Origin of the sequence: Vibrio sp. B1REV9, assembly GCF_905175395.2 — a bacterium.
Taxonomy (GTDB): domain Bacteria; phylum Pseudomonadota; class Gammaproteobacteria; order Enterobacterales; family Vibrionaceae; genus Vibrio; species Vibrio alfacsensis.
In genome coordinates this window covers 846,011-864,204 of record NZ_HG992746.1, presented here as the reverse complement: position 1 = coordinate 864,204, position 18,194 = coordinate 846,011, and the positions used below count along the sequence as shown (strand labels likewise).

Sequence of the window (18,194 nt, the reverse complement as noted above, 5' to 3'; positions counted from 1 at the left end):
ATTATTATGATTAGATTTAAACAATCAAAACTGACAATGTGTATCGTGGCTGCGTTGCCAATACTTTCGTACGCGAAAGACACCAGCCAATTGGAGAAAATTGACAGTGACTCACTGGGTATTGAAGTAAAAGCACACGAACAAACGGATAACACGCGGATCTACCTCGATCAAGGGGCGATTTGGGTAAGCCGTGACATTATGCGATTTGATCCGGTGCTTGATTTGAGCATCAGTAGCGATGTTGAAGTCAAAGACGGCAAGCCGCTGCAAGAAATGAGCTTCGCGATTACCACCAACTTCAGTTACTACGTGGATCACTATCAGTTAGAAGTCTTTCACGGTGGTGACCGCGGTTTGGTTAATCCTCTAGCAGTGGTAGAAGGTCAGCAATTTGCTAACGATTTCAACATTGTTTGGGATGGCACGACCGACCAAGAGTATCAATTTGAATCCAACACGCAGCTGTTGTTCCGTTTAAAAGCCTTTGATAAAGACGGCAACATGGACGTGACCACGGTGGGTGTGATTGACCTTGTCGAGCCAGATTCTGAAGTTGATATCGACAAGAACGACGGTGAAGAAGAGCAAAGCCGCAAGTTAGGTAAAGCCCAGTTGATGCGTCACAACATTCCTACTTCTGCGGGTCTAGCAAGATTCATGGGAACGGGCTTAAAAGGCGTCGATAAAGTCGTGATTGGTGAAGATGAATTCGATGTCGAAGAGGGCGAATTGTACGCAGAGCAGTATTTGCCAGCCGATTCGTATTTGTTCCCAACTCGCGTGGTATTTGATAACGGTGAAGAGCGTCGTTATCAACTCTATGTCCGTATTCCAGACGAATACTGGGTGCAAGCCGGTCTTGCTGATTTCTACATTGGTAAGAACAAAGTCACCGGCAATTCAGCCGCCTTAGCAGTTGATGAACAATACCAAGATGATATCTACAATCAGGGCCGCTTAGCGTATTTTGGCCAAGGTAAGTTTGGTGATAAGTTAAGAGTCACTACTCATTTTGATACCAAAGAAAGCGATGTGCGAGATATGTTTAAGCACCCGTTTGCCTCAGATTCCTCCAGCGTATTCGATATTCTAGAAGATGACGACGAGATGTACTACGGCAACTATGGTGACAGCTCGAACATCTACAAAGTGGTGAACACCAAAGGTAAGGTTTACCTCAATGTCGAATATGATAAATCCAATATATTGTGGGGTAATTACAACACAGGTATTACCGGTACGGACAACAATGACTACAACCGAAGCTTGTACGGTTTCAAAGGGGATTTCCGTACACGTTCAACTACAAAGTTCGGCGAAGATCGTCTAAATATCGTTGGGTTTGTGGCTGAATCAGACTCTCTGTTTGCTCATGATGAGTTCTTAGGCACAGGTGGTTCGCTCTACTTCTTGCGTCATGGTGAAGTGGTGCCGGGCAGTGACAAAGTAATGGTGAGAGTTGTCGACCCAGACAGTAGCATCACTATTCAAGAAATGCCGCTTCAATCGGGGCGAGACTATGAAATCGATCCATACCAAGGCCGCATTATTCTGACTAGGCCACTGAATAATATCATCTCGGATAACTTTGGCTCGGTAATCAACGATCAACCCGCTTCGGGTTATGATAACTACCTCGCCGTGGACTATGAATATGTTCCTCAAGGTAGTGATGCGCTGGATGCAATGACCGCTGGTGGCCGTGTGAAAGGTTGGGTGAACGACTACATCGGTGTGGGCGCAAACTACCAAACTGAAGAAAAAGATAACCAAGACTACGAAGCCTACGGCACGGACTTAACGTTGCGTGCATCCGAGGGTACGTATTTGAAAGCCGAATTCGGACACAGTAAAGGTCGTCAAACCGATTCCAACTACGTTTCGTTCGATGGCGGTTTAACCTTCACTCCAATTGGCAGCAACGCGGAAGATCGTGAAGGTGATATCTACCAAGTCAAAGGGGTAATGAACCTTTATGATTTAGCACCAAACGTCTTCTCTGCGGTGGGTAACGATGTAAAAGCTTGGTACAAATCTAAAGACGCAGGTTACAGCTTTGCTAGCCAAGATGACGACCTAGAACAGGAATCATACGGTACCGAAATTCGTTTTCAAGCCACTGACCGAGTTGCTGTGAAGACGCGTTTCACCTCTATTGAAGAGCGCGAGTTAGATGGCGACTTGAGAACCGATACCCAGCAAGCGGAATTGGAAACCCAAGTTAAAGTCACCAAACACATTAAGATCTCGGCAGCAGGTAAACAAGTTGAAGAGCTAAACAACCAAGATGAAAAAGGCAAAGGTACATTAGCGGGTTTGCGTGCTGACTATATCTGGGACAGCGACAACAATGTGTACATCAAAGGTCAGAAAACCGTAGGCCAAACCGACGAATACGATGAAAACGATAGTGTCACTCTAGGTGGTGAAACGCGTATTCTCGAAGACTTTGTCGTTGGTGCGGAATACACCACAGGCGACCGTGGTGACGCCGCAGAAGCGAGTGTGACGTATGACGTAACCGAAGATTATAGCACTTACTTAACCTACGTAGACGACACATACGAAGGCAAAAATAATGTGATTGTTGGCCAACGTGCAGACCTGACTTCAACGGTCGATTTCTACCAAGAAAACCAATTTGTAGATGAGAACAACGGCAAAGGTCGTATTGACTCGTTTGGCTTCGGCTATGACATGAATGACGATATCGACATGGGGATTGGTTATCAAAAAGGTGAAATCGAAGATGACCAGAAAATCACCACTGAACGCCAATCGGTAAGTGTCAGTACGTCGATAGATGTGGATGATGTACTCTTTAAAAATAAAGTGGAATACCGAGTCGACAAAACGGATGATTCTACTGATCCCGATAGAAAACGAGTGGAACAATGGGTCACTACCAACCGTTATACGCACCATTTAACAGAAGAATATACCTTATTCGGCAAGTTCAACTACTCACGCTCTGAGAGTAAATCGAGTGATAAAGTATTGGCACGCTTTATTGAGTCGACCGCAGGTTTAGCATATCGACCAATCTATAACGACCGATTGAATTTACTATCGCGTTATACCTACTTGGTGGATTTCGACCAACTAAATCGAGATGTGGACTATAAAGATGAAGAAAGCCACATCATCGAGGTAGAAGGTATTTACTCGCTTGATGCGAACTGGGATCTAGGTGCGAAATACGCGTTTAAGAACAAGCATGAAATATTTACTCGTCAGTCAGGCGAAGATATTCCTGTCGATAGCAAAATTTCACTGTACGGCTTGAGTGCCTCTTATCGAGTAATGAAAGATTGGGATGTTACCGGCGAGTATCATTGGAAGACGGACAGCACCTACGATGAGCTAGAGCAGGGCGCTTTAGTCTCGGTCAACAAACATTTAAGCGACAACTTCAAAGTCGGTGTGGGTTATAATTTCTCAGGCTTTGATGGCAACCTAGCGAATGATGACGATTACGACGCATCAGGCGTGTTCATTAACCTAGTTGGTAAGTTATAAGAGGGCGATATGAAAACGACGATTCGTTTGTTAAGCAGCATGATTGCAGGGGTAATATTGGCAGGTTGTTCGGCGGATGCGTATGTAAGCCAAGAGAACCGAGAAAAGTTTGCCGATGTAAATGTCTCCAAGTTTTTGATCAGTGAATGTTTAGCACCGCAACGCGAAATCCATATTGCGGTTGCCGAGCATTTCGATTTCGATAAATCCATCATTCGTGAAGCTGATGCGGCAAGCCTAGATGCGTTTATCCGTGATATTCAAGGCTTGAGCGGACGCATCACGATTGTTGGTCACACCGATTTTAAAGGCTCTGACGAATATAACGAGAAGCTGTCTATGCGCCGTGCTGAATCGGTAGAAGCATATCTACAGCAACAACTCGACCCAGAGCAATACGATTGGGAAGTGAAACATTTTGGTGAGTCGCAACCATTGGCGCTGGGGACATCGGATCAAGCTCGCGCAGAAAACCGTCGTGCTTACGTGATGTTTGAAGAAGCGAAGAAGTACGAAGAAATGCCTTTCTGTGAGCCGCCAAAATCAGAGCGTAAGATCTACATGGCGATGACACCACACTTTGACTTTGATAAGTCGGAACTAAAACCGGAAGACCTTTCACAATTAGATGATTTCATCGCAAAACTGCAAGGTTTAGAGGGTAGCATTATGGTGGCTGGTCATACCGACCAAGTGGGCTCGCTCTCTTATAATGAACAATTAGCGGAGCGAAGAGCGCAAACCGTGGTGGCGTATCTCAAGACGAAACTCGATCCATCGCAGTTTGTGTGGGAAGTAAAAGCCTTTGGTGAGCTTCAACCTGTGATCAACGAAGAATCTCCAGAAGCGAATGCTTTAAACCGCCGTGCGTTTATCGTATTTAAAGAAAGCGAATTGGGACAACCCACGGAATAATTTGGTAAGGTTGTCGTCTCATGAGCGAGTCTCAAGTGTTAAGCCGCTAAATATCCAAACTAAACAGGGAGTCGGGTAATGGAGAAAGTGCAGTTAGTCGTCGATTTTCTTCTCACTCACAAAGTCGTTTTTTCCGCACTGATTTTAGTGTTTGTTATGCTTCTTCGCCGCTTTATTCTGTCAAGAATCCGTGGCGACGATGCCTTTATCACCGAAGAACAGCGCAACTGGATGTCGAGAACCAAAAATGGCACGTTTGCGATCACATTGATTGTTCTCTTTATATTATGGCAGTCTGAAATCAGTGAGTTTGCCCTGAGCCTTACTGCGATTGCAGTAGCCGTGGTGGTGGCTTCAAAAGAAATTATTCTTTGCTTTACCGGGTCCATTCAGCGGGCGAGCTCACGCTCATTCCGCATAGGTGACTGGATTGAAGTTGGAAAGTTATGTGGGGAAGTGATTGAGCACAATATGATGGCGACGGTGATTCAAGAAATCGACTTGCACCATGGGCAATACCACTTCACCGGTAAAACCGCGACGTTGCCTAACAGTATGTTTTTCACTTACCCAGTGAAGAACCTCAACTTTATGAAGCGTTACGTTTACCATGACTTTTCTGTTGTGGTGAAAGACTTCGTCAACCTATACCCACTTTTGCCGTTACTGACCGATAAGATTGACGAACATTGCAGTTATTTTGCCGATGTTGCGCACCGTTACAACGCGATGATCGAGAAGCATGCTGGTGTCGATCTTCCGGGGGCTGAGCCGCATATCCATATATCGAGCAATATCAATGGTGAGCAGATCGTGCATGTCATGATTTTTTGCCCAACAGATAAAGCCAATCATCTTGAACATTTGATTCGTAAAGATTTCATGGAGTTATATGAGCAAAGATTTCCCATCAATATAGAGCACTGATTTATATAGACAAATGCCCCCTCAATCCAGCGCAACATCCTTAATTTTAAATTGACGTGTGTTGTTATTGATATTTATTGTAACGACAACGAATTCAAATGGAACGGGGCGCATATAAGCGTTAAATTACTCTTACAACCCTCCAGTAAAAAATGAGCAATACCGTTTGCTTGTTATCCAAAGCTTTCAACTATAAATTCACACAAAGTGTTGGCTAATGAAGTGAAACACTGGGACTTTTTTTGAACTGATATAGTGAGGAAACTGGCTTCCATAGATGTGAACATATCGTTATTGCAGTGGTTGTATAAACAGCGGTTTTAACCGCAGACGAATTTAACACTTAGCAATAAGATGGCTCATGCAAACGCAATCAGGCTCAACATTTAACCGTTTACCTTTAAAACATTTTTCTGAGATTGCAAGTTCTTGGCGTGAGAGATCTAAATCTTACCTAACAGACCTAGCTTCGATTGCTCTGTTGCTACTTCCGCTCACTTTATCTAATGCATTGGCAATTTTTCTCGGCCACGTTTGTCGAGTTTCGGGGTTAACAGAGCTATCTCAATTGCTGTTCCATGTTTCGGATATTTTAATAAATCTTTATCCGAGTGCATTTTGTGTCGTTGCAGGCTACTACCTGTCGCATAAAACCAATGTATCTAGTGCCGTATTTATCATCTATTCGTTGGTATTGTTCTATTTAGTGTCGATCGAAAACGGTAGCTTATCAGCAACGTATATGCTACCGAACAATCCATTGATTGCGTTGTTAAGTGCCATGCTGACGTACGTCTATTGCACGACCCTTGAGATTCGCTTGTTAGAGCCTCAAGCGTTGGATTTTTCTTCGCGATTATTAAAACACGTTGCACACTTTTTCTTATTTGTGTTAGCGGCCCTTGCTCTATCTCAATTTATCTCTGTGGCTATGACAGGATTCGGTGGACTCATTGATGGATTAACTGTCGATCCTCTAACACTGCAAGGTGGGCTTATCTATCAAACCGTGTTGGGGTTACTTGGCTCTATTGGTATTAATGGCCACAACTTGCTGTTTAGCATTAAGCAACAAATCTATGCCGCGACTCAAGCGAATATGACCGCTTGGCAAGCAGGGGACGCTTCACTTAATGTTATTAGCCAAGGTTTTTATGATGCCTTTATGTCGATGGGAGGTTCGGGCAATAGCATTAGCCTATTACTGTGTGTTTTGCTGTTCGCAAGAGAACGTAATCATTTGATGTTAGCACTTGCCGCTACGCCTTTGGTTATTTTTAATATTAATGAAGTACTGTTATTTGGTTTGCCAATTATCTTCAATCCTCTATTGATAGTGCCATTCGTGTTGGTGCCTCTTGTCAGTTTTATTGTTACTTATGGCTGTATCTCGTCGGGTTTAGTCCCTCCGGTGGAAAACATTGTGAATTGGATGACGCCCCCTTTATTCAGTGGCTATGTTGCGATGGGAAACCAGCTTGAGGGTTCTTTGCTTCAATTGGTTATCATCATCTTGGGTGTGATGATTTATCGACCATTTTACTTAGCGTATGCAGGAAAGTTTTCAGCGCAGTTCCGAGCCAATAGTGCCTACACAGGTATAGAAACATCGCTTTTTAAAACGTTACTGAATAACGTTCGAGACTCGAACAATACAAGTATCAGCAAAGCATCGGCACAGAAACGCTTAACCAGCATTCTACGTGAGGGGGAGCTGGTTATGTTCTATCAAAAGCTGCAATCGACAAAAGATGTGAATATATTCTCTTACGAGGCTTTACTTCGCTATATCGATAAGGATGGGAAGTTATGCCCCCCAACTTTTATTGCAGACTTTCAGATGCTTAATTCAATGCCTTTGCTCGATAAATTGGTTATTGAAAAAGTGTTTGCTGACATGCAACAAATGACGTTGTCAAAAGATAGACGAGTAGCCATCAATATTTCAGTAGCGACGATAGAGCAAGAAGAATTTGTACCTCACTTATTTGCGAGGTTGGCACACTACGGTATTTCTCCTGAATGGCTCGAAATTGAGATAACAGAAGAAGCCATTTTGAGCAATAAGGTTTTTCTCATCAATACTATGGAAGCACTGCAAGCCAAGGGCATCCGTATCGCGATGGATGATTTTGGTGCGGGGTACGCCTCGTTTCCACATTTACTTAAATACCCATTTGATAAGGTCAAACTTGATCGCTCTTTGTTATTAGACGCGACAGATCAAAAAGGTAAAGATTTGTATGGTCTAGTTGCACAACTTGGCCATGTAACGCACTGTGAAGTTGTGGCAGAGGGGGTTGAAACCCTAGACGAATATCAGTTTGTAGAAGCATGCGGTGTGGATAAGGTTCAAGGGTACTATCTTGCGAAACCATGTCCGCTAATACAAGTCTTGTTAGAACAGTAACAGATCGTACCTCCTATATTTCCACAAAAAATGATTGGAAATAAAAACTTAGTCGCTATAATGTGCGCCCTTTTGCTTAGCACGTCATAATACTCTTTGGCATGAAGCATCAGTATTTCCAAAGTCTAAAAGAGGTGTACAGGTAACTGACACCCTTTGAATTAGGGAACAAACAACAAACTGAGCTCACTTAGTTTGTTGAGTGACTATTCGCAACGTTGAACGAACAACGCTTTGTTACTTGAATGATACCGTCTTTGACGTTAACGCCAATTTCTTTATATATTTGAGATTGTATAGGTGCTCACTGCCGATTGTGTCGCAATATTCCATCGTAAAACAACGAACGGAAACGACGCAAGCTTGTTCTCAGTGATATTACTCTGCAATAACCGACTCATTTATCAATATAGGCTTATGTCAGACACTCCCTCATTGTGTAACAAAATAAACGGATCTTAATTGCGGCGAACTTCCTGTGCGACTCTAATGATCGTACATCGACGGATAAAATGTGCCCAATGAACAATCGATATTTTAATCGACTTTTTACTGCAATTTCTTCCAATTTATATGTCAACGGACTGTGCAATGTCCTTGTAATGTTGCTGCCAGTTTCTTTGATCTCTGCTTTTAGTGCATTAATCGGTAACCTTTTGATGATGGCCGGTTACGCAAAGATGGGGGGAACGATTGCTACAGGCAGTGTGATTGTTTGGAAGCTATTTCCTATATTGCTGCTGGTCTATTTCTCTCAGTTTTTATCTTCTTTACACAAGGTATCACGCGTAAATGTTATTACACCGTCCTTGATGATCTATTTCATTGTGTGCAATGAGTGGGGATTACTGCAAGAGGGGACGGTGGTACCCAGTAATTATCCGCTAGGAATCCTTATTCCTATCGCAGTAGCGTGGTCTGTACGCTTTATGCAAGATCGTAAATGCTTCTTCGTATCTGACCTCCCTAATGTTGTTGATCAATCGTACAATTTGCTGATGGCAACAACGGTACTGGTGGTGTTTTATGCCGCTCTTGGTTATTTATTAGGGTGGGTATTTGATATTGCAGATGTCAGTGAACTTTTGTTGCCAGACCTAGAGCTTAATTCTTTGCTTGATGGCATCATCTATGAATTAGTGCGCAACTTGTTTTGGTCTATTGGTATTAATGGGCATATCATTTTTGCTTCATATAAAGCTGAACTATTTGAGATGACCCAAATAGCGCTGGAGAATCACGAACTGTTTAGTACGCCAATTCCAGTTTTAACCACTAATTTTTACGACTTTTACGCAGGGTTAGGGGGAGCGGGTAATACCATTTCTTTGGTTCTTTGTATGTTGTTTTTAACCAAGAACCGTAGCTATAAAATGTTGGGGGCCGCGGTGTTGGTATTGAGTATGTTTAACATCAATGAGCCGGTTCTCTACGGTTTACCCGTTATTTTTAACCCGGTGTTAATCGTGCCGTTTCTGCTTGCACCGGTTATCGGACTTATTATCGCCTATATTGCGACGTCAACAGGTATGGTTGCCCCGATATCAGAGATTACTGAGCTGGATGACCCCTCCTTTGGTTAGCGGGTATATTGCAACAGGCAATATGTGGACAGGCGCAGCGCTGCAATTGGTTATTATTTTAGTTGGTGTGCTTATCTACTACCCATTTTTTAAACAGATGGACAAAATTAACAATACCAATGTGTTGTTTGCTAAATCAATATCAGATGATTTTTTCAATTATGAAAACGTTGAGAGTGGCAGAGAAATTGGGGATTTTTTCCCTGAGATCACCTGTAAGTTTGCCGCTCAGAAACGCATCAGTGATTTGAGAAAAACAGGGGAGTTCGTACTCTATTATCAACCTCAGGTTGATACGCGAAGTGGTGTCATTCGTTCAGTAGAAGTGCTGATCCGCCACCGCTCAGTATCGGGAGAAATCACACCACCGACGTTTTTGACCGATTTTGCCAAACTTGGTTTGATGAGCGAGTTGGATTTATGGGTGGTTGAAACAGCATTGAAAGAGGTGGCTCCAATGGCTCAACATTCTCAATTTAAAGTTTCCATAAATCTCTCTCCAGAAACGTGTCTGGTGCCCAATTTTACTAAGAGTGTACTGAGTATGATTAACAAAAGTGCGTTGTCATATTCTCAAGTTGAGTTTGAAATAACAGAAGACATGTTGATTCAAGATGAGCACCGTACTTACCAAGTGTTGTGTTCCTTGAGAGAAGCTGGTATCAAAATTGCGTTGGATGACTTTGGATCTGGTTACTCATCCATTGGCTATTTATCCAAGTTTGACTTTGATAAAGTGAAAATTGATCGTTCGTTGGTGCTCAACCTCAACAATAAAAATGGTCGAGAGTTGTTTCGGTTGACTACTGAACTCATAAAAATCACCGGAGCAGAAACAGTGGCAGAGGGCATTGAAACTGACATTGAGCTTGCATTTATGGTAGATCAAGACATTAACTTGATCCAAGGTTACTATTTCTATAAACCAATGCCATTTTATGATGTCGTAAAATTGTATTCGAATAACGCGCAAAAAAAGTTATTAATGGATGACCATTATCTTAAGTGATAAGTGATAAGTGATAAGTGATAAGTGTCTGTTGTCATTGGTATAAATACCGAACGAAAGACATACAATAAAGGGAAGCCAATAGGCTTCCCTTTTTAGTTTAAACGGTTATGCGTTTATGACGTTGATTTTATATTACTTAAATTCGAACTTGCCTTGCATGATTGCCCAGTGGCCCGGAAACGAACAGAAGAATGAGTAATCGCCGCCGGGTGCCATATTTTCAGTACTGAAAGTAATTGAGGTACTTTCTCCACCACCAATGACTTTGGTAAATGCATATACGCGATCATCGTTTGGTTTTACGTAGTTGTTCTCAAGCCCTGCCGACATCCCCTCAGTTCCTACCGCTTGTAAGTTTGCCGTGTCTGCGATAACGACATTATGGCCCATAGATTGAGCTGGCATTTTCCCCGTATGGTTAAGAGTTAATTTCACTTCTTTACATGTCGCAGGGACACTCAGTGTTTTGGTCGAAAATTGCATCATGTCGTTAGCATCGACAGAAACCTCACATTCGGCACTTGCCTGAGCGCCAAAGCTCAACCCTACCATGGCGAACGTAGCGGCTAATAAACGTAATGACATATAAAACTCTCCTTGATTTCTTTAAGCTGACTTGGATTTAAAGGATCCATTACCCTCATTATCTTCAAAACAGTGTAAATAAAATGTGCTTCAATGCGTAAAATGACGTTTTGTTTCAAATTTGTAGTAAAGCATTCTTTAGAACTGTTATTCCGTCAGCTGTCTAATAGAGTTCAGTTTGATAAGTGATAACTGTGATCTTCTTCAAAATTTATTGGATAATCTGTTTGTTATATAAACGTGCTAAATTTCTTGTAAGGTTATTCCTACGTCAATATGTAAGTAAATATTTCTACTATTTTCATGTTGTAACTTTTTTGGTTTTATATGCACTTAAGATGTTGATTTGCAAATCTAATGTTTATTTATAATGATAATATGTTTTTGTTTAACCTAGAGCACATTTCCATAAATTTGAATTAGAGTCCCGTTTTTCAGTTTACTTATTGTTCATGTTCAATTTGTCATCATTTTGGCGCGAAAATGCGTTCTAATTTTGGCGTTTTTACACATGTAAGTTCGGTTACATTTTGTTACATCCAGTCGCTGCGATGCGAAAAAAGTTCCTGCCTATAATGCGTATTCATTCTATTGTTGTTTATATAAGTTCCTAATTATGAGAAAGAATACGCTCGCATTCATACCAAGTGTTTTGGCACTTGCGATCGGCATGGCATTGCCAGCAGCTCAGGCCGCAGTTAATACAGACGCATCCATCGTTGGTTCTGAGAGCCAATGGTGGAACACGTACAAAGTTACGCTAACTAACGACGGTTCTAAGCCAGTTGAACTGCGTGATGCAAAGATTGTGTTTGATACAAACATGTCAATGTCAACGCCGTCTTGGTCTGCACAAGGTATCAGTTACCCTGGTATGAAGTTCAGCAGCAATGCGCAAGGGAATGTGTTTAGCAATACGCTTGCTTTGTCTTTTGACAACGGCAGCTGGGTTAAGTCTCAACTTCAAGCTGGTGACAAAATTGAGCTAACACTTGGTGTGAGCGGTGTATTAGATCTTGCTCTTCTTCAAGATACCATTCGTCTGATTGCAGATGATGAAGGTGAGGTTGGTGAGCCAGAAATATCAATTCAACTGGCATCACCAGTGAATGGGGCTGAGTTTGTAGAAGGCCAGAGCGTTTCAATGCTAGCGAACGTAAAAGCAAGCAATACAAGCGTGAAAGCGGTGACGTTCTTTGTTGACGGTACACAAGTTTCTAGTGTGTCTAAAGCCCCTTATCAAGCAAGTTGGACAGCGGTAGGTGAGGGTACTCACACTATCAAAGCGCTTGTTGAAGACGCTTCAGGTCTGATGCAAGAACAATCAGTAAGTATTACCGTTAAAGCGAAAGAGATTGATCCACCAGTAGAACCTGAAGTTCATGAGTTAACGTTTGTTGCTCCAACTCAAGGTCAAGTTTTCACTGTTGGTGAAGAGACGGTTATTAAAGCTCGCGTCGATGGTGAGTTGATCACAAAACTTGAGTTTTGGGCTAATGATCGCAAGCTAGGTCAGCGTGTTATCAATGCTGACCAAACACTTTACTCGCAAAAGTGGACACCAAGCGAAATCGGTAATGCAAACCTTAAAATTGTGGTTCTTGACCAAGCGAACCAGATTGTTAAGCAAAACATTCTAACGGTTGCTGTAGAGTCAGAAGAGATATTCGTTGCGCCAGAAGTGAAATTCGTAACGCCAACTAACGGTTCAACAATCGATAAAGATGCAACGGTATCAATCTCTGTTCGTGCAACCGATGCTGACCAAGATCTATCTCAAGTTGTGGTTAAAGCGAATAACCAAGAAATCTGTTCATTTGATGCTAAAACAACAAATGCATTTGAATGTAACTGGAAAGCTAAGCAAGCGGGCAATGTAACGCTTAAAGCGATTGCGACAGACGCACAAAACCTATCTTCAACGGCGCAAGTGCGTATTACAGTTGAAGAAGAAACGGTTACACCACCACCAGTAACACCGCCAGGCGGTCTATGTGCGGATTTCAATGTTTATCCAGATTGGACTCGTGGTGATCACGCAACTGGCGGTGACGTCATGGTTCACAAAAACATCGCTTACTCTGCGATTTACTGGACTCAATCGGTACCAGGCAGCGATGCTTCGTGGTCATTGCACCTAAACTGTGACGGTACTGAGCCAGGCACAGCACCATTGCTATCGCTACAAAACCCAATGGACCCAGTTCGTCTAGAGGTTGCTGGTTGGCCAAATACATTTGTTGTTGCTAGCCCATCCACAGACGCGCCAGCAACAGTAACGATTGAAGCTGCGAACAGCGACGTATTAGCAAATGTGGATCAACTTACTCGTGCATTTGTTTCTATCATCGAACAAGCAGAGCTAGCTGGTACTTCATCGATCATCATCAGTAGTGATGTACTTGATCTAGCGACTCAAGATAAAGGTGCATCGATTGGTACGGTTGCGGTTAAACAAGCTTTGACGAACGCGATGGATATCACAGGTAGCCAAATTGACATCGAGGCGATTAATGCGCTGACGGATGATGTGAAAGGCTGGGCGCAAGCGCATAACCTAATCATCACGACGCTTGCTCCTGAAGCAACATTTGGTTGGTCACTAAGCATTGGTGATTTCGCATACGATACTCACTCTGGTCGTCAGTCTGTATGGGATGAAGCATCTGTATTTAGTGCTGATCTACTTGCAACGCTAGAGCTATACAAAGTGGATGCGGTAAACAAAGCAGACTTCGTTGTATTTACTAAATCAAGTGCAACAGATGCACTAACAAGCGAACAATGGCACAACGCGCTAGAGTACGTGAAGCAAGTATCTGACTATGTGAAGACACCAGCGATGCTGGCTAATATGCCAACAAATCAAACTGCAGGTTACTTCATGGGTGACACTGCGGGTAAACCACAATTACGTAAAGCGGCATTTAGCAACGTATTTGCGCTAACATTTGATCAAGATAGCCAAGAGCTAACAGCTAAGATTGAGCGTTACCAAGATGCGAAAGTACCACTGTACTACGTAGGTGAAGAGCTAGAAAAAGGTTCACTAACTAGCATTGAAGCGTTGAACCAACAGCTAGCGGCTGCTGAAAATGCGATGGATAACGAAGCGTTCCTATACGAAACACCAAGTAATGGCTGGGTGCCATCAACGGTGTACAAATGGAACGACTTCCTAGATGGTTTGAATGCGATGCACAACATCGGTGTTGCAGGTAACAAGTTCTGGTTGATGGATGAGAACGTTGACGATGCGACCAACATCAAATACGCAAAAGTCGCGATTGCAGCATTCCTAGCGCAAAGTATGCAGGAAACGATTCGTTACAACGCGTGTGATGAGAACAACTGGTCTGAAACCAAATACGGTGCGCCGGCAGATTACCCAATGACAGCAAGCTGTGGGCAGTTAGGTCAGAAGTACGCTGATTACGGTGTAAATCCAGTGTCTGGTCTGGATCACGCTTACTCTTGTCCACGTGATAACAAGATGGAAGTGAGCGCACTGACGCACGCGAAATGGTACGGTGCGCCAGCGCCAGTATTTGCAGCGCCTGATGCAGTGCTTGAAGAGCGTGGTCTGCTTGTAAATGGTGCGGCTGGTCGTTGGACAAACAACGGTCACTGTAACGACGTGCCAGAAAGCGTAGATACATCTAAGCAAGTTTGGGAACGTGATGAGTGTAAGACTTACGTTGGTCAAAAAGCGGGTAAGTTCATTTGGGACGGCAGCAGCCAAGAAAGCGTTGAAGGCTGTGGTTGGTGGGGCCGTGGTGTAATTCAAACCACTGGTCGTCAAAACTTTGGTACGCTTAACCACTACCTAGGTCGTTCACACGTTGATCCAGAGACAATTGGCAAAACAATTGATGGTGTAACGGTTGAAGCGCCACCGGCGAACCCGCTATACGCTGAGCTTGATTTCTGTTCAAACCCTGGTTTGATCTGTAGTTCTGAAGAGAACAAAGAGATTAAGTGGATTGCAGGTCTATTCTACTGGGTAACATCGGTACAGGCTTACAACGATGAAGGTGGTCAATACGCAGACTGGAACTACTACAACGAGATCAAGAAGTACGTTGATAACGGTATGAGTGGTTCTCAATTCATTGATGACGTTTCTGGTATCGTTAACCGTGGCTGTCCAGATCTAACTTGTTCGACAGGTGATGTTCACAACGTGAAAGAACGTCGTGAGAACTTTAAACTTGTTCTACAAAAACTGGGCCTTGATCCAAAATAAGTCGGTAAAGACTAAATAACCTATAAACAAAGCCATCACCGAAAGGTGATGGCTTTTCTATTTCGAGCGTTGAACTCGGTGTGGTGCTAAGAGGGGTAAATTGAAAGAAGTAAAAAGCAGAACTTGGTTGATGTGAGTATGGGTCTCTTTCACATTTTTCCGCTGTTCAATGAAATCATGTGAGTTTTTCATGTATTTTGTTTTTGATCTGATCGTTCCTACCAGGAAAGTCACATTTATAATTAAAGCCATCTACTTTTCAAAGGTCGAATTCGAACCTGTCCTTACTTAACGACATTTATTGGTTGAGAATGTTTGTCATGTGCACTTAACGTTCTATCCTTAACATTAATTGAACTTGTAGTTATTTAACTGCATTCAGGCTTTGTTATAGAGAATTAGGTGAATTTACTGTGAAAGAAGGCCAGCCGAAAGTTCTTCGAAATATCTTGTTGGTTTGTACGCTTGTCGCTGTGCTTGCTGCGAGCGGTTACTGGTATATTCTGCATCAAGATCAATACCCATCAACCAATGATGCCTATGTTCATGCCAATATCGTTTATATCTCGCCGCAAATATCAGGGAAAGTGCTCAGAACGAACGTAGAGGATTACCAGTTTATCACCAAAGGTATGCTGCTTGTGCAAGTCGATCCAACGCTCTTTCAAGCGAGGTTGGATGAAGCTCAGGCCACGTATCAAATGGCGATTCAAAGTAATGAAGCAAAAAACGATGCCATATTGGCAGCGAGTGCAAATGTACGTAGTGCTGTGGCTCAGCTCGCTGATGCTCAGTCAAGCTACCATCGGGTGAAAGATTTGGTCGGAAAACAACTGCTGCCAGCACAGCAGCTAGATGATGAAAGAGCGAAACTATCCTCGGCAGAGCAAAACGTGGCAGCGGCTCGAGCTAATATGGCTGAGCTAGTAAAATCTCAAGGAGCAAAAGGAACTGCCGCTCCTGAGGTGAAAAAAGCGGCGGCGGCGTTAAGTCAGGCAACACTCTCTCTTTCTTATACCAATATCTTTGCCCCTTTCGATGGTCACGTCGGAAAGGTCAGTGTCCATCCTGGAAGTATTATTGCAGCAGGGCAAGCCTTGATGCCACTGGTCGTGAATAATACATTTTGGGTAGAAGCAAACTATAAGGAAACGCACTTAAATCGAATACAGGTTGGTATGCCAGCACAGATTGTTTTGGATCTCTACCCTGATGTTGAATTCTCTGGGACAGTAAAAGCGATATCTCCAGCGAGTGGTTCTTCTTTCTCTCTTCTTCCTCCGGAAAACGCAACGGGTAATTGGGTAAAAGTGCCACAGAGGTTTCCCCTTTTAATTCACTTAGAAAAGCAAGATCCACATCCTCATAAGCCTTTGCGAGTTGGGGCTAGTGCCGAAGTGACGATTAATACCGTATCCAAGCCCCCTAAACCGTAGTGCTAAGGATGCGTAATGGAAGCGACGAAAAACACCACGCCTTCGATTGAGCTCTCTGATCAACAGCGGACCATTGTTACGATAGCCGTCATGTTATCCGCGATCATGGTTCTGCTTGATATGACGATTGCGAATGTTGCATTACCCAATATGATGGGGGCATTGAGTGCGACATCAGATGAAGTCACCTGGGTACTCACCTCCTACTCAATGGCTGAAGCCATCTTTATTCCGCTAGCGAGTTTTCTGTCATTAAAGTTTGGCGTTCGCAAGCTCCTTCTTATTTCTGTGATCGGTTTTATCGTGACATCTGCGCTCTGTGGTCAATCGGATTCTATGGCGGAAATGGTGACATTCAGAATTATGCAAGGCGCATTTGGCGCTTCTGTTATTCCACTTTCCCAATCGACAATGATTCAAATTTATCCAGAAAACCAACGCGGTAAAGCCATGGCGTTATTTAGCGTGGGCATTTTACTTGGACCAATTTTAGGTCCTGCACTGGGCGGTGTGATCACTCAGCACATGGATTGGCGTTGGATATTTTATGTCAATGTGCCCATCGGAATGATTTGTGTCACTTTGCTATTCTTTTTTGTAAAATTGGATGGGCGTGGGCAGACCAGTATCGATTGGCCAATGGTGTTTTCAATGGCACTTGGCATTGGGCTGCTTCAAATGGTGTTAGACCGGGGCAATCAAGAGAATTGGTTTGCCTCAAATATGATTCTTTTTGCTTCGATAATCAGCGCTATCGCCATCATTTATTTCGTTACGCGATCTTTTATTACCAAGGGGGAAATTGCCCCAATGTGGTTGCTAAAAGACCGTAACTTAGCGCTGTCTTGCCTCATCATGGCAGCGTTCTCTATGGGGATGTTTGGTATTACGCAGTTAAAGCCGATGATGTTGCAAGAGTTACTCAACTATCCAACAGAGATGACTGGATTTGTGATGGCTCCGAGTGGCATCACATCAGCGATAGTTTTGATCTCCATAGCTCGATTTATGGATAAATTGGACGCACGTATACTGATATTCATAGGGCTCGTTTTAAACATTATTAGTGTCTATTTGCTTACTCAGTATTCTATGGGGATTGACCTTTACTGGATATTATTACCAAGTATCATTCAAGGTGCAGGGATGGGTTTAGTGTTCGCTCCATTAAGTCAGCTTGCTTATGCTACCTTGTTGCCTAAGGACAGTGTGGGCGGGGCAGTGGTGTTCAACCTCTGCCGAACGATAGGGAGCTCGTTTGGTATCTCCATCGTTAATACTTACTTTAGCCAAACACAGCAACGAGAGTGGCACGCTCTTGGTGAAGGGATTACAAGGACAAATCCTGTCGTTCAGCAATTGGCAGAAGCACAAGGGGAGGCGGTAACTGATCCCAACTTCTTAATCAATATACAATCACTATTGCACCAACAATCAACATTACTGGCGTTTATTTATACCTTTGGTTTTATTTTGGTCGTGTATATTGTGATCATTCCACTTTTAACCTTGTTCAAGATAAGAAAAATGGCGTCTTGACCAGTTAAGTTAACAATGA

8 protein-coding genes and 1 pseudogene are annotated in these 18,194 nt (G+C 43.1%); 8 read left to right on the top strand and 1 reads right to left on the bottom strand.

Annotation, left to right across the window (positions count from 1 at the left end; translation table 11 throughout):
- Window positions 1–6: 6 nt before the first annotated feature.
- The 5 genes and pseudogenes from KHN78_RS17975 (at window position 7) to KHN78_RS17955 (ending at window position 10,366) form a co-directional block, all read left to right on the top strand.
- Window positions 7–3,522 carry a hypothetical protein gene (locus tag KHN78_RS17975; protein ID WP_211917811.1) on the top strand — a complete coding sequence of 1,172 codons (3,516 nt, stop codon included), beginning with the start codon at window positions 7–9 and terminating at the stop codon, window positions 3,520–3,522.
- Window positions 3,523–3,531: 9 nt separating this feature from the next.
- The gene (locus tag KHN78_RS17970) at window positions 3,532–4,437 is read left to right on the top strand and encodes an OmpA family protein (protein ID WP_211917809.1); all 906 of its coding nucleotides are present in this window, start codon (window positions 3,532–3,534) and stop codon (window positions 4,435–4,437) included.
- A gap of 78 nt (window positions 4,438–4,515) precedes the next feature.
- Window positions 4,516–5,364 (top strand): mechanosensitive ion channel family protein, encoded by an 849-nt coding sequence (locus tag KHN78_RS17965; protein ID WP_211917807.1) that lies wholly within the window; start codon window positions 4,516–4,518, stop codon window positions 5,362–5,364.
- Window positions 5,365–5,725: 361 nt separating this feature from the next.
- Entirely contained in the window at window positions 5,726–7,774 is a 2,049-nt protein-coding gene (locus tag KHN78_RS17960) for an EAL domain-containing protein (RefSeq protein ID WP_211917805.1), read from the top strand.
- Between the two features lie 521 nt (window positions 7,775–8,295).
- Window positions 8,296–10,366 (top strand): annotated as a pseudogene (locus KHN78_RS17955) (EAL domain-containing protein).
- A gap of 135 nt (window positions 10,367–10,501) precedes the next feature.
- Here KHN78_RS17955 and azu read toward each other — a convergent pair.
- Window positions 10,502–10,954, bottom strand: a complete 453-nt coding sequence (gene azu / locus KHN78_RS17950; protein ID WP_211917803.1) for an azurin — start codon at window positions 10,952–10,954, stop codon at window positions 10,502–10,504.
- 616 nt (window positions 10,955–11,570) lie between these two features.
- On the opposite strand from azu, the gene KHN78_RS17945 reads away from it, so the two are divergent.
- From KHN78_RS17945 to KHN78_RS17935, 3 genes are all read left to right on the top strand, one after another.
- On the top strand, window positions 11,571–15,200 hold the full coding sequence (locus KHN78_RS17945) for an Ig-like domain-containing protein (RefSeq protein ID WP_211917801.1): 3,630 nt from the start codon (window positions 11,571–11,573) through the stop codon (window positions 15,198–15,200).
- 413 nt (window positions 15,201–15,613) lie between these two features.
- Entirely contained in the window at window positions 15,614–16,636 is a 1,023-nt protein-coding gene (locus KHN78_RS17940) for an HlyD family secretion protein (RefSeq protein WP_211917798.1), read from the top strand.
- A 15-nt stretch (window positions 16,637–16,651) separates the two neighbouring features.
- Window positions 16,652–18,175 (top strand): DHA2 family efflux MFS transporter permease subunit, encoded by a 1,524-nt coding sequence (locus KHN78_RS17935; RefSeq protein WP_211917796.1) that lies wholly within the window; start codon window positions 16,652–16,654, stop codon window positions 18,173–18,175.
- Window positions 18,176–18,194: the final 19 nt, after the last annotated feature.